The organism is Cobetia sp. LC6, from assembly GCF_030264805.1.
Lineage (GTDB): Bacteria > Pseudomonadota > Gammaproteobacteria > Pseudomonadales > Halomonadaceae > Cobetia.
Map to the genome: position 1 here is coordinate 475,085 of NZ_JASSPL010000001.1, position 13,886 is coordinate 488,970.

Annotated in this window: 11 protein-coding genes; 8 read left to right on the top strand and 3 right to left on the bottom strand. The window is 64.6% G+C overall.

Annotated elements, in window-relative coordinates; translation table 11 throughout:
- Window positions 1-99: 99 nt before the first annotated feature.
- Window positions 100-963 carry a sulfurtransferase gene (locus QQF40_RS02050; protein ID WP_175089740.1) on the bottom strand — a complete coding sequence of 288 codons (864 nt, stop codon included), beginning with the start codon at window positions 961-963 and terminating at the stop codon, window positions 100-102.
- 539 nt (window positions 964-1,502) lie between these two features.
- On the opposite strand from QQF40_RS02050, the gene QQF40_RS02055 reads away from it, so the two are divergent.
- Window positions 1,503-2,837: an NCS2 family permease gene (locus tag QQF40_RS02055; RefSeq protein WP_285460235.1), complete on the top strand. Its 1,335-nt coding sequence runs from the start codon at window positions 1,503-1,505 to the stop codon at window positions 2,835-2,837.
- Window positions 2,838-2,982: 145 nt separating this feature from the next.
- Here the strand turns inward: QQF40_RS02055 and rsgA are convergent, their stop codons facing one another.
- Window positions 2,983-3,993 (bottom strand): small ribosomal subunit biogenesis GTPase RsgA, encoded by a 1,011-nt coding sequence (gene rsgA, locus QQF40_RS02060; RefSeq protein ID WP_285460236.1) that lies wholly within the window; start codon window positions 3,991-3,993, stop codon window positions 2,983-2,985.
- A 183-nt stretch (window positions 3,994-4,176) separates the two neighbouring features.
- Between rsgA and orn the strand changes: the two genes are divergently transcribed.
- Window positions 4,177-4,749, top strand: a complete 573-nt coding sequence (orn, locus tag QQF40_RS02065) for an oligoribonuclease (RefSeq protein ID WP_285460237.1) — start codon at window positions 4,177-4,179, stop codon at window positions 4,747-4,749.
- A gap of 45 nt (window positions 4,750-4,794) precedes the next feature.
- Here orn and queG read toward each other — a convergent pair whose 3' ends face one another.
- Window positions 4,795-5,865, bottom strand: coding sequence for a tRNA epoxyqueuosine(34) reductase QueG (queG, locus tag QQF40_RS02070; RefSeq protein ID WP_285460417.1), 1,071 nt, complete (start codon window positions 5,863-5,865; stop codon window positions 4,795-4,797).
- 287 nt (window positions 5,866-6,152) lie between these two features.
- On the opposite strand from queG, the gene QQF40_RS02075 reads away from it, so the two are divergent.
- The 6 genes from QQF40_RS02075 (at window position 6,153) to hfq (ending at window position 13,886) form a co-directional block, all read left to right on the top strand.
- A complete protein-coding gene (locus QQF40_RS02075) occupies window positions 6,153-7,958 on the top strand; it encodes an NAD(P)H-hydrate dehydratase (RefSeq protein WP_285460238.1) in 1,806 nt (601 codons plus the stop codon).
- Complete coding sequence (tsaE, locus tag QQF40_RS02080) at window positions 7,939-8,424, top strand: tRNA (adenosine(37)-N6)-threonylcarbamoyltransferase complex ATPase subunit type 1 TsaE (protein ID WP_043335197.1); 486 nt, start codon at window positions 7,939-7,941, stop codon at window positions 8,422-8,424. The genes QQF40_RS02075 and tsaE overlap by 20 nt, the downstream gene beginning before the upstream one ends.
- A gap of 121 nt (window positions 8,425-8,545) precedes the next feature.
- Window positions 8,546-10,000, top strand: a complete 1,455-nt coding sequence (locus QQF40_RS02085) for an N-acetylmuramoyl-L-alanine amidase (protein ID WP_175089746.1) — start codon at window positions 8,546-8,548, stop codon at window positions 9,998-10,000.
- 163 nt (window positions 10,001-10,163) lie between these two features.
- The gene (mutL, locus tag QQF40_RS02090) at window positions 10,164-12,479 is read left to right on the top strand and encodes a DNA mismatch repair endonuclease MutL (RefSeq protein WP_285460239.1); all 2,316 of its coding nucleotides are present in this window, start codon (window positions 10,164-10,166) and stop codon (window positions 12,477-12,479) included.
- Window positions 12,480-12,539: 60 nt separating this feature from the next.
- A complete protein-coding gene (gene miaA, locus QQF40_RS02095) occupies window positions 12,540-13,523 on the top strand; it encodes a tRNA (adenosine(37)-N6)-dimethylallyltransferase MiaA (protein ID WP_084589552.1) in 984 nt (327 codons plus the stop codon).
- A gap of 114 nt (window positions 13,524-13,637) precedes the next feature.
- A complete protein-coding gene (gene hfq / locus QQF40_RS02100) occupies window positions 13,638-13,886 on the top strand; it encodes an RNA chaperone Hfq (protein ID WP_043335203.1) in 249 nt (82 codons plus the stop codon).

Below are 13,886 nucleotides of genomic sequence, written 5' to 3' on the forward strand. Positions count from 1 at the left end.
GGCGACAGTTGCCAGGCAGGCCATGCGTGTCATTCCGGCATGGCTTGGCTTGGCGTGCTGGCGTTCGAAAGGGGCATTCCAGTCTACGATCAAGCGCCCTCAGCGTTCGATGGGCGTGTCGTCACGGTTGCCCCATTCCTTCCAGGAGCCCGGATAGGCGCGCACATCGCTGAAGCCAAGCGCTTGACCCACCAGCCAGGTCAGGCCGGAGCGGTGATGGCTCTGGCAGTGCGTCACGATGTGCTGTTCGGGGTTGAGGCCGCGAGCGCCCAGTTCGGTCACCAGCTCCGCATAGTCGCGGATGCGCAGGTTGCGTTCACGGTCCATGGCCTCGGTCCACTCGAAATGCACGGCGCCCGGAATATGGCCGAGGCGGGCGTTCTGGCCCTTCTCGCCGCGATATTCCTCCGCCGAGCGTGCATCCCAGATCACGACGCTTTCCTGCGGGTCCTCGGCCGCCAGCCGGTCGAGAATGTCCTCCCGCGTCGCCATCACGCTGGTGTCCATGTAGGCGGCGTGATACTCGCTGGGACTCCAGTCGCTGGTGGCGTCACTCAGCGGAAGGCCATCGCCTTGCCATGCGTGCAGGCCACCATTGAGGTAGCTGTAACGGGTATGGCCGAGCAATGCGAGGGTCCATAGCAGGCGTCCGGCCCAGCCGCCGCCTTCATCGTCATAGGCCACCACATGGCTGTCACGGGTGATGCCAAGGGCTGACATCACCTCAGACAGCGCCTCGGGGCTCGGTACGCCGGGAATGTCATCGTCATTGCTGCCGACCAGCTGCTTGAAGTCGAGCAGACGAGCGCCGGGCACGTGACGCGCATGGCTCTCGGCTTTCAGCGGCACGTCGACGATCACGATATCAGGATGGTCGAGCATCTCCGCGAGCTGCTGCGGTTCGACGATCAAGGGCAGCAGGTCGGCTTCCGAGGGGGAAGGGTGTGAAGAATCGTGAGACATGGCGTAATCCTTGCTTCTACGAAGAGAGTGATCCTCCCGGCATCATGGCACGTCGGCTGGCACTGTGGTCAAGTCACTGTGATCAAGAGATGCAATCAAGTGACTGCGGTGAGGCGAAGTGTCGTCGCGCCAGATTCCTTGCCATCTTGTCCCCTGAAACGACATGTTTTCAGTATAATGCCGTGCGTCACATTCTGGGGCGAACGTGTGAAAGCCCAGTGTGCGCCACGACCTGACCTCCTGGACAGCCTTCCGGATTCCGGACAGTTTCAAGGACGGGTTTCTGGTCAGCTGGTGAGATAGACCAGTAGATCCAGTAGATCTTGTTTCAGCCCAGCGCCCGGTGGCGAATGCAACATTGGCCCTCGAGGCATCCTCTTCGCGGCCTCAGGCAATACACTGTCTGTCGCCAGTGGCGCTGCTGCACTTTTCGGGTGCGGTGCTGGCGCTCAATGTGTGTCATTTTGGTGCGGCGTGTCGGCGACCCGTCGACGCTGAGCTGCTACTCAATCGCTTCATCCTGAACGGGAGTCATCATCTTGCTCGAGCGCCTATTCTCACTGCGTGCCGAAGGCACCACGACGCGCACGGAAGTGCTGGCGGGCATCGCCACCTTCATGGCGTCGATGTACATCATCGTGGTCAATCCCGGCATCCTGTCAGCCGCCGGCGTGCCATTCAGTGCGGCCCTCACGGCGACCGTGCTGGTCAGCTTCTTCGGCAGCCTGATGATGGGGCTGTACGCGCGCAACCCGATCCTGGTCGCGCCGGGCATGGGCATCAATGCCCTGTTCGCCTACACCATGGTGCTGGGCGGCGGCATGAGCTGGGAGGTCGCGCTGGGCTGCGTGTTCTGGGCTGGCGTCATCTTCGCAGTACTGGCCATGTTCAACGTGCGCCGCCTGGTGATCGATGCGATTCCCGCTCAGCTCCGCTACGCCATCGCCTGTGGTATCGGCCTGTTCATCACCTTGATCGGTCTGGTGAATGCCAAGCTGATCGTCTCCAACCCGGTCACCGTGGTCAGTGTGGCGCCGATGACGCCTTCGTTGGTGGTCTTCCTGTTGGGGCTGGCGCTGACCGCCATTCTGGTCGCGAAGCGCATTCATGGCGCACTGATCATCGGCATCATCGTCACGACCCTGATGGCGACCACCATCGGGCGTCTGTGGGGGGATGGCAGCGCCTACTTCCCGCCGGAGATCGCTCAGCCGACACTGGTCAACTTCACCGGTATCTTCGCCGCGCCTGATTTCAGTGGCCTGCTGGCGCTGGACCTGCTCGGTTCGCTCAAGGTGGCCTATGCGCCGTTCATCTTCGTCATCCTGTTCACGGTGTTCTTCGATGCGCTCTCGACCTTCATGGCGGTGGCCGAGGCAGGCAACCTGAAGGACGAGAATGGTGACCCGCGCAATATCCGACGCTCGATGATGGTCGATGCCTTCTCGGCGCTGGTGTCCGCGCCACTGGGCACCAGTCCGGCGAATGCCTACATCGAATCGGCGGCCGGTATCAGTCAGGGCGGACGCACCGGGTTGGTCGCGGTGGTGGTGGCGCTCTGCTTCCTGCCGTTCCTGTTCCTGGCGCCGCTGCTGTCGCTGGTGCCGTCCATCGCGACTGCTCCGGCGCTGATCCTGGTCGGCGTGTTCATGATGGAGCCGATCGGCAAGATCCATTGGCACCAGTTCGATGATGCGATTCCGGCCTTCATCGCCATGGTGATGATCCCGCTGACCTACTCCATCACCCACGGTATCGTGTTCGGCTTCCTGAGCTTCGTGGTCATCAAGCTCGGCGTCGGCAAGGCGCGCGAGGTCCGCCCGACCATGTGGGTGCTGTTCGCACTCTCACTGCTGCTGTTGCTGGAAGGCTAGCCCTGGAAAGCGGCAGTGATGTGTCTCGAGGCTGTGATGTGTCTCGATGATGTGATGCATCCCGAGAGTGTCGAGCATGAAAAAGCCCCGCCAGGCAGTGACTGCCTGGCGGGGCTTTTTTTGACGGCTTCTGGATCGCGCCTGATCAGCTCTCGGTCAGCGAGAGCAGAATCTTCTTGTAGCTCTCGAAGCGTACGCGGCCGATCTCACCATTGTCCACGGCCTTAAGCAGGGCGCAGCCCGGCTCCTTCTCGTGCTTGCAGTCGCGGAAGCGGCAATAGCCGAGATAGTCGTGGAACTCGCGGAAGCCGTCGGTGACCTGTTCGGGAGTCAGGTGCACCAGGCCGAATTCGCGGATGCCGGGCGAGTCGATCAGGTCACCGCCATCCGGCATATGATAGAGCCAGGCGGTGGTGGTGGTGTGCATGCCCTGGCGTGATTCGGCCGACAGCGGGCCGACGCGAACCTCTTCCCTGGGCAGCAGCATGCCGATCAGGGACGACTTGCCGACGCCACTCTGGCCGACGAAGACCGAGGTGCGATCGCTGAGCTGGGCCTTGAGGGCATCAAGCCCCGACTCGCCACGGGTGGTACAGGCAACGACTTCGTAGCCGAGTGCTTCATAGCGTGCCAGCAGGTCGCGCAGTTCACCGCCGCTTTCCGGCAGCAGATCGACCTTGTTGAGCACCAGCACCGGCGTGATGCCGGTGGCTTCCGCGGCGATCAGATAGCGGTCGATCAGGTTGGGTTGCGGCGCGGGCTCGGCGGCGAACACGATCAGGATCTGGTCGATGTTGGCCGCCACCGGCTTGAGCACGCCGCGCATGTCGGGGCGTTCAAGCTCGGTGGTACGTGCGCCACGCGCGACGACGACGCCGCTGGCATCGCTGGCTTCGCGCCAGATGACCCGGTCACCGGTGACCAGCGTCTCGAGGTTGGCGCGCAGGTGGCAGCGGTGCAGGCTGCCGGATTCGCTCTCGACTTCCAGGCTGCGCCCGTAGTGGGCGATGACACGGCCATGCTGCTCCGGGCCATATTCGCCGGCGTCGAGCTTGTCGCGGTCCTGCGTCTCGCGCTTTTCGGCGCGCTTGGTACGCTCGGCCTGCACCTTCTCGATTCGCCATTGCTGCTGGCGGCTTAGCTTGCGTTTACTCATGCTTGGCTGGTGACTCCGGTCGCCGTTCGTTCGCCAGGGATGGGAGAGTCTTCCCCCCTTTGCGGCGCGATTGTACCCTTTGCGCCCTCGGGTGTCGTGCGACGCCCCGGGATGGCGTGTGATACTGCTGTCATCGACTGGCGTCCCGCGCCATTCCATCATCTGTTCAGCAAGGAGTGACCCATGGCAAATCCCACCGCGCAGGCCGACCGCCTCGTCTGGATCGACCTGGAAATGACCGGTCTCGACCCGGCGCGTGAGCGCATCATCGAGGTGGCCACGCTGGTCACCGACGGCGACCTCAATCTGATCGCCGAAGGCCCGGTGCTGGCCGTGCATCAGCCGGACAGCTTGCTGGAGGCGATGGATGAGTGGAACACGCGCACCCATGGTGAATCCGGGCTGGTGAAGCGCGTCAAGGAAAGTCAGATAGATACCGCCGAAGCCGAACGCCAGACCCTCGAGTTCCTGGCCCGGCACGTGGCGGCAGGCGCTTCGCCGATGTGTGGAAACAGCGTGCATCAGGACCGTCGCTTCCTGCAGCACGAGATGCCGTTGCTGGAAGAATTCTTCCACTATCGCAACATCGATGTCTCGACCCTGAAAGAGCTGGCCAAGCGCTGGAATCCGGTCGCGCTCGACGGCTTCAAGAAGCGTGCGACCCACCAGGCGATGGACGATATCCGTGAGTCACTGGCGGAGCTTGCGCATTACCGCAAGACCTTTCTCAAGCTGACCCAGCAGGGCATCGTCTAAGCATCGTTCCTCCATTCAAAGCGATAGCCCACGAGGCAACGCCTCTCAAAGCGCGGTGGCCAGGCGGGCGCCGCGCTTGATGGCCTGCTCCTTCAGCGCCCAGCGCACATGCTCGCGCAGCGGCTCGCTGGGGTAGGCCAGGCGGGCGCGCAGCACATGCTCGACCTGCTCCGACCATGGCGCGTTGCCCAGCCCGATGGCGATGTTGGAGAGCCACTTCTCGTAGCCGATGCGTCGAATCGGGCTGCCTTCCGTCTTGCTGAGAAATTCCTGCTCCCCCCAGCAGAACAGGCGGATCAGCTCGATGCGATCCAGATCATGACGCGGCGAGAAGTCAGTCTCCTGGGTCGCCTTGGCGAAGCGTGTGAAGGGGCAGAACAGCTGACAGTCATCGCAGCCGTAGATGCGGTTGCCCATCGGGCGACGGAATTCCTCGGGGATGGCGCCATCTAGCTCGATGGTCAGGTACGAGATGCAGCGCCGCGCATCGACGACCTTGTCCTCGACGATGGCATCCGTCGGGCAGGCGACCTTGCAGGCGTTGCAGCTGCCGCAGTGTTCCTTTTCAAAGGGCGCGTCCACCGGCAGGGGCAGGTCGGTGTAGAGTTCGCCCAGGAAGAACAGGCAGCCGGCCTGCTGATTCATCAGCATGGCGTTCTTGCCGAACCAGCCGATGCCGGCTTTCTGTGCCAAGGCACGCTCCATCACCGGGGCGGAGTCGACGAAGGCGCGATAGCCGAACTTGCCGACCTCCTTCTCGATCTGCTTGGCCAGGTTGGCCAGTCGCTTGCGCATCAGCTTGTGGTAATCACGCCCCAGCGCGTAGCGTGACACATAGGCGCGCTCGGGTTGGCTGAGCACCTGAGTGGTCTCGACCTCAGGCGGCAGGTAATCGAGGCGCACGCTGATGACGCGCAGTGTCCCGGGCACCAGCTCCTCAGGGCGAGTGCGCTTGGTGCCGTGCTTGGCCATGAAGTTCATCTCGCCGTGATGGCCGTTGGCCAGCCAGCGCTCCAGATAGGCCTCATGGGCCGTGAGGTCGACATCGGTGATGCCGATCTGCTGAAAACCCAGCTCGCGCCCCCATGTCTTGATGCGCGTCGCCAGCTCCGCCATGGCCTGTTCATCGGCGGCGGGGCTCCCGGTGTCATCAGGTGATGCGGCAGCAGTGGAGGAGTGCGAAGCAGACATGGGGTTTCCAGCGAGATCGAGGGCAGAGGCGCGCCACCTTAGCGCAACTTGCCGGTCAGCCCAAGCGTGCTGCCTGTCGGGGCGTGCACGGCAGATAAAGGTGGTAGAAAGGAAGGCGGCATGCAGCGCCATGCCTCACGACAGGCAACGCACATCCAGGCAGGCAATGAGCGTCCAGACAGGCAACGAATACCCAGACAAGGAGTGTAGGCATGGCAGCGCACGAATCGACCTCTGAGCAGACCTGCCCCCCGGCATCTTCGGAGACCATGACGCTGTGGCGTTCGGTCAACTGCCTGTGGCCGTTGGCGGCGCTGCGCGATCTGGAGCATTGGATGCTCGCGGAGGAAACCGTCGCCGCTGACAGTGGCCAGAGCGAAGCGCCGGTGGAGAAGCGCCTGATGGGACGCGCCGCGCAATCGGCGTTTGACCTGCTGCGCCAGCGTTGGCCGGAGACGCGCAGGATGTGCGTGTTGTGTGGCGGCGGCAACAATGGCGGCGATGGCTATCTGCTGGCGCGCCTTGCATTGCTGGCGGGCTTCGAGGTGCGGGTCATCGCCTTGACGCCGGAGGATGCCTTGACCGGTGATGCGCAGCTGGCCGCGATCGCGGCGCGCGAGGCGGGCGTCGAGACGCTGGCATGGCCAAAGGCCGATGAGGGTGCGGCGGATGCGCTGCTCAAGGGTTGGCCCTTGCTGGTGGATGCACTGACCGGCATCGGTCTGCGCGATGCGCCGCGCGGCAGCGTGGTTGAAGCCATCGAGCGCATCAATCACGCTCATCGGCTGGGCGTGCATGTCATGGCGCTGGATGTGCCCTCAGGCTTGAACGCCGCGACGGGCGCGGTCGCCGGTGTCGCCGTGGAAGCGGATGTGACGCTGACGTTTCTGGTCGACAAGCCGGGCCTGCATACCGGGCGCGCCGAGCTGCATGCCGGGCATGTCAGTCTGGCGCGCCTGGGTGCGGCGCGCGTGTTGCCGGAGGTGGTCGCGCAGTCGCGAACCGCGGCATTGCTGGCCCAGGATGCCGTGCAGCGCCTGACACCGCGCTGGCTGGAATCCGAGCTGGTGCCGCGCTCGCCGCTGGCCCACAAGGGCGATACCGGCAGCGCGCTGGTCTTCGGCGGCGGGCCGGGGCTGGGGGGCTCGGTGTTGCTGGCCAGTGAGGCGGCGGCGCGGGCTGGTGCCGGCAAGGTTGCGCTGCTGACGGCGCCCGCGCATATCAGTGCCAGCCTGACGCGCTGCCCCGAGGTCATGGCGCGCGGTCTCAAGAGTGGCCCGGAGGGCAGCAGCCACGATGGCTTCGCCGTGCTGGAATCACAGCTGGCTCAGGCCAGCGTGACGCTGGTCGGACCGGGCATGGGTACCGAGAGTCTTGAGAGCATGCTGTGGGGCTGGGGCGGCATGTCGCGGGTGCTGGCGGCGGGTCAGCCACTGGTCGTGGATGCCGATGGGCTGAGCCTGCTGGCCTGGCGCGCGAGCGAAGGCGACATCATCCACCGCGACGACTGGGTGCTGACGCCGCATCCCGGCGAGGCCGCACGTTTGCTCGATTGCAGTGTGGCGGACATCGAACACGACCGGATCGCAGCCGCAAGAACGCTTCAGCAGCGTTTCGGCGGCAGCGTGGTGCTCAAGGGCGCGGGCAGTCTGGTGGCGAGCCCTGAGGGGGTACTCGAGGGGCCGGCGGTGGCGCTCTGCCCCTACGGTAACCCGGGCATGGCCAGTGGCGGCATGGGCGATGTGCTGGGTGGCATCATCGCGGGTCTGGCGGCGCAGGCGCTCAACGGCGGTTTCGATGCACGCCAGCTGCGTTCCACCCAGGATGAGGCGGCGCAGGCCCGGCGAGTCACGCGTGCCATGGCGCAGGCGGCACGGCTTGGGGTGCTGGTGCATGCCCTGGCCGCCGATCAGGCGGTACAGGAGCGTGGTGAACGTGGCCTGCTTGCAGGTGATCTGGCATCCTATATGCATTTATTGCTCAATCCACGGGCCCGAGATGCGCATACTTCTGTCTGATGAAAACGCCCAGGTTGCCTTCGGCACTCAATTGGGAAATATCCTTGCCGGCCGCGGGCTGGTATTCCTGGAGGGCGAGCTGGGGGCGGGCAAGACGACCCTGACCCGCGGCGTGCTGCGCGCCTATGGCCACCAGGGCGCGGTCAAGAGTCCGACCTACACGCTGGTGGAACCCTATGTGCTGCCACGGGCCGAGGGTGGCGAGTGGCACATCAACCACTTCGATCTCTACCGCCTCGCCGACCCTGAAGAGCTCGAGTTCATCGGGGGGCGCGATCTGCTCGCCGCCGACAGCCTGGCGCTGATCGAGTGGCCGAGCTGTGGTCAGGGCTTTCTGCCCACGCCGGATCTGCGCATCACGCTGTTCGTCGCCGACGAAGGACGCGAGGCCGAATTGACTGCCCTGACACCGCGAGGTGAGGGTTGGTTGGCAACACTGGCCGAGCGCCGAACCTCTCAGGCATGATGACGCCGTTCCGCTTGCGATGTCTGGCGGCGCAGTGTCCGATCATTCGTTATCTTCATTCATGTTCTTTCTGTCTGGGTCATCCTGTCTGATGCCTGAAATAGCGTCCAAAATCCCCCGTATGTGTCTGGCGCGCAGCTTCCGTCGATGGCTAGCGGGTGGCGTCGTCTGCTCGCTTGCCAGTCTGGTGTTGGCGCCGCAGGCGCTGGCCGCCAAGGTCGAGAACCTGCGCCTGTGGACCGCACCGGACCACACGCGGCTGGTGTTCGATCTCGACAGTGCCGCCAAGGCCAAGGTCTTCGGCCTCGACAATCCGCGCCGTCTGGTGATCGACCTTGCCGGCAGCGAAGTGGCCAGTGCCGCGGTCGAGCGCAAGTTCGCCGCGCTGAATCTCGAAGGCAGCGCCATCAAGTCGATCCGCAGCGGACGTCAGGGGGATGCCCTGCGTGTGGTGCTCGACCTGACGCGCCCGGTCAATCCCAAGGACTTCACGCTGGCGCCGAATGCCAAGTACGGCAATCGCCTGGTGGTGGATCTCGAGTTCCCCGGCGAGTCGGCGGTCGAGAATCCCATCGACCCCATTGAGGCCCGTATCCGCGAGCAGGAACAGGCCGCGGCCAAGCGCAAGCTGAAGGGCGAGCCGGCAGAGCCTGTGGTCAATACCCAGGCGGCGGCACATCCCAAGCGTGACATCATCATCGCGATCGACCCTGGCCACGGCGGGGAAGACCCGGGCGCCAGCGGCCCCAGCGGGACTCGAGAGAAGGATGTGGTGCTCAAGATCGGCAAGCGCCTCAAGCGCATGTTCGATGCCCAGCCCGGCTTCAAGGCCATCCTGACCCGCAACAGCGATTACTACATTCCGCTGCGCAAGCGCACCGAGATCGCGCGTGAGCAGAAGGCAGACTTCTTCGTCTCGATTCACGCCGATGCCTTCAACAGTCCGCGCCCGCACGGCAGCTCGGTCTTTGCGCTCTCAAGCCGCGGCGCGACGTCCGAGACCGCACGCTGGCTGGCCGCCACCGAAAACCGTGCTGACCTGATCGGGGGCGTGGATGGCAATCTCAGCCTGAATGACAAGGATGAGATGCTGCGTGGCGTGTTGCTCGACTTGACCATGACCGCGACGCTCAACGATTCGCTGGCGGCGGGTAGCGGCGTGCTGGCCAACCTCGGGCGCATGAATTCCCTGCACAAGCGTCAGGTGGAGCAGGCGGGCTTCGTGGTGCTCAAGTCGCCGGATATCCCCTCGCTGCTGGTGGAGACGGGCTTCATCTCCAATCCCCAGGAAGAGCGCAACCTCAACAGCGGCCCCTATCAGGAGAAGCTGGCGCGCTCGATCTTTTCGGGAATCCAGAGCCATTTCGAGCGCAATCCGCCGCCCGCAAGTCTGCTGGCATGGCAGCGTAGCCAGGCACGCGGTGGCAACGGCGGTGAGTATCGCGTCAAGAGTGGCGATACGCTGTCGGAAGTGGCCCAGCGCCACAACGTGAGCATGGCGGCCATCAAGCAGGCCAACAACATGAGTGGCGACACGGTGCGCGTGGGCCAGCTGCTCAAGATTCCGCGCAGCTGACCCCGACGCCATCAAGTCGTCCTGACAGCGCCATGCGTTGGCGGGGCGCAGACACTGTCCGCTGATGCAGTTCCGGCATGCGTTGCTTGCCGTGGCTGGGTCGGCGGACAGTATCGTTTTCAGAGACGCGGCGTTTTTCGCTCGTGTATCCAGGAGTCTATCGATGTCTGACGAGCTGACCGACATGCAACCCGCTCGCCCTGGCGAGCGACGGATCCGCATCCTCAATCCACGCCTTGCCAACCAGATCGCGGCGGGTGAGGTCGTGGAGCGGCCGGCTTCCGTGGTCAAGGAGCTGGTCGAGAACGCCATCGATGCCGGCAGTACCCGCATCGAGCTGGAGCTGGAAGGCGGCGGTGCGCGGCTGATTCGCGTGCGTGACAACGGCTGCGGCATCACTGAGGAAGATCTGCCGCTGGCGTTGTCACGGCATGCGACCAGCAAGATCGAGAGCCTGGATGATCTCGAGGGCGTGGCGAGCCTCGGTTTCCGGGGCGAGGCTCTGGCCTCGATCAGTTCGGTCTCGCGGCTGGAGCTGTTCTCGAATGTCTCGGATGAGCCTGCCAATGGTTGGCGAGTGGTGGCGGAAGGGCGCGAGATGGCACCGCGTGTCTCCCCGGCGCCGCATCCGCGTGGCACCAGCGTCGCGGTGCGTGATCTGTTCTTCAATACACCGGCGCGCCGCAAGTTCATGCGCACCGAGAAGACCGAGTTCGGCCATGTCGAGGAAAGCTTCCGGCGGCTGGCATTGTCACGCCACGATATCGGCTGGACGCTGCGCCACAACCAGAAGGTGGTGCATCAGCTGCGTGCCGGTGAAGACACCCTGACGGTGGAACGGCGCATCGGAGCGCTGCTCGGGCGCAACTTCCTCGAGCATGCATTGCACCTGGATATCGCGGCCTCCGGGCTGCGCCTGTCCGGCTGGGTGGGCTTGCCGACGCACTCGCGTGCCCAGGCCGATCAGCAATACTTCTTCGTCAATGGCCGCGTGGTGCGCGACCGCCTCGTCGCGCATGCCGTTCGTCAGGCCTACCGCGATGTGCTGTTCCATGGTCGGCATCCGGTGTTCGTGCTCTATCTGGAGCTCGATCCGACGGTGGTGGATGTCAACGTTCACCCGACCAAGCACGAAGTGCGCTTCCGGGACGGGCGACTGGTGCATGACTTCCTGTTCTCGAGCCTGCACAAGGCGCTGGCCGAGGTGCGCCCCGGTGACAACAGCGCCGCGCCTACCGGCATCGACGGGCAGGAGAAGGAGGAGGGCCCCGGCTGGCAGCAGCAGGGCATGCGTCTCGGTCGTCAGGAACAGGATGCCCAGCAAAGTGCCGCCACTGAACAGCAATCGTCATCGGCCGGTCCGCAGGCCGGGGGCGACTCGTCAGCCTCGCCGAGCGCGCCTGCCGGCGCTGCGGCCCCCTGGCAGCCTTCCTCGCAGCTGCCGCCTGCCGGTGATGGACGCTCCAGCGAACGCCTGAGTGCCGAGCGTGTGCGTCAGTTCATGGCCGGCTATCGGGCACTGCACCCCAGCGAAGATCATCTGCTCACGCCGGGTGGCGGAGCAGGCGGTGCGGGCGTGGCCAATGATCCGGCGGCGATCGCCAGTGCCGAGCGTGAGGCGCGGCGTGCGCCACGTGTCACGCTGGGCGAAGGTGGCCGCGAGGGTGACGGGCCAGGGCAGGGCGCAGGACTGGGGAGTGCGCAGGCCGGTGTCGGGGAGTCTGCGCCCGGCTGGCGGGTCGACACGCCTCAGGTGGGTAGGCCGTCCGGTGGCGCGCCTTCCAGCGACGCAGGGCCTGGCATGTCGGTGCAGTCTGTCTCTAGTGGCTCGGACTCAGGCAGTTCGGCAGTGGTGATGCGAGGCCTGCCGGCGCAGAGTGACGACGATGACACGCCGCCGCTGGGCTACGCCGTGGCGCAGCTGCACGGCGTCTACATCCTGTCGCAGACCTCGCGCGGGTTGGTGATGGTCGACATGCATGCTGCTCATGAGCGCATCACCTATGAGCGCATGAAGCAGCACGTTCACGGTGGCGGCCACTTGGAGGCCCAGCCGCTGCTGGTGCCGGTGTCGCTGGCGGTCAGTGCGCGCGAGATGGGCACCTTCGAGCGCGAGTCCGAGGCGTTCACGCGTCTGGGCGTCGAGCTGGACGCTGCCGGGCCGGAAACGCTGCTGGTGCGTCAGGTGCCGGTCGTGCTCGGCAATGCCGATGTGGAGCCCCTGGTGCGCGGCATGCTGGAAGATCTTGAGCGCTATGGGCGCAGCGACCGCATGGAGGCGCACATGAATGAACTGCTCGCCGACATGGCATGTCGCGGTAGCGTGCGCGCCAACCGCCGTCTGACGATTCCGGAAATGAATGCCCTGCTTCGTGACATGGAGCGCACCGAGCGCTCCGGGCAATGCAATCATGGCCGGCCGACCTGGACCGAGCTTTCGATGCATGAGCTCGACAAGCTGTTCCTGCGTGGCCAGTAGATGACGCCCCGTGTCGTCGCGGTTCACCCCTGATTCACCTCCCAGCCCAGACAATAGGCCATGACCCAGATTCAACCCCCTGAAGATTCCCGACACCACGCGTCTGAGGTGGCTGACAAGCCGCCTGTCGTGCTGTTGATGGGGCCAACGGCCTCCGGCAAGACCGACCTCGCCATTCGATGGCACGAGGAGCAGGGCGCGGAGCTGGTCAGTGTCGATTCGGCGCTGATCTATCGCGGCATGGATATCGGCACGGCCAAGCCGAGCGCGGCAGAGCTGGCCCGAGCGCCACACCGCCTGATCGACTTTCTCGACCCGCTGGAGAGCTATTCCGCCGCCGAGTTTCGTCGCGATGCGCTGGCGCATATCGCCGAGATCCAGTCCCGCGGCAAGATGCCGCTGCTGGTCGGCGGCACCATGATGTACTTCAAGCGTCTGTTGGAAGGCGTGGCGGAGCTGCCGGCAGCGGATGCCGAGCTGCGCGCGGAGCTCGAGGCGCGTATCCAGTCCGAGGGTCTGCCGGCGCTGCATGCGCAGCTGGCGCGGCTTGATCCGGCCACGGCACAGCGCATTCGGGCCACTGACCCCCAGCGGCTGACACGCGCGCTGGAGGTCTGTCTGATCAGCGGGCGCCCGATGAGCGAGCTGCTCGCGGAGCAGCCAGAGGCGGAACTTCCGTTCCGGCCGATAGCGATCGCACTGGCGCCCCACGATAGAGCCGTGTTACATGAACGTATCGAGACGCGTTTTGATCAGATGTTGGAACAGGGCTTCATTGCCGAGGTCGAAGCGCTGAAGGCACGTCCGGAGCTGCATGCGGGCCTGCCCTCGATACGTTGTGTCGGCTACCGTCAGGTGTGGGATTTTCTCGATGGCCATCTGAGCCGGGACGAGATGCGTGAACGCGGCATCATCGCGACGCGTCAACTCGCCAAGCGACAGTTGACCTGGCTGCGGAGCTGGCAGGGGATTCACCCGGTGGATTCCATGGGTGTAGATCCTTACAGTGAAACCTTGAAAATCGTGCGCCAGACCTGCACTTAGCGTAACATGAGCGGTCACGACCCGCGCCCGTGAAGCCCCCTCAAGAGGGCAACCCGGAGCGCTGGCGAACATAACCATACTTACCTCGAACGAGACATTTTTACGGAGAGTCACATGTCCAAAGGTCAATCACTCCAGGACCCGTACCTGAACATCCTGCGCAAGGAACGTATCCCGGTCTCGATCTTCCTGGTCAACGGCATCAAGCTGCAGGGCCAGATCGAATCCTTCGATCAGTTCGTTATCCTGCTGCGCAATACTGTCTCCCAGATGGTTTACAAGCACGCTATCTCGACCGTGGTGCCGTCGCGCAATGTGCGCCTGCCGGCCCAGGATCCGAGCGTGCCGTCCACAGAAAGCTGA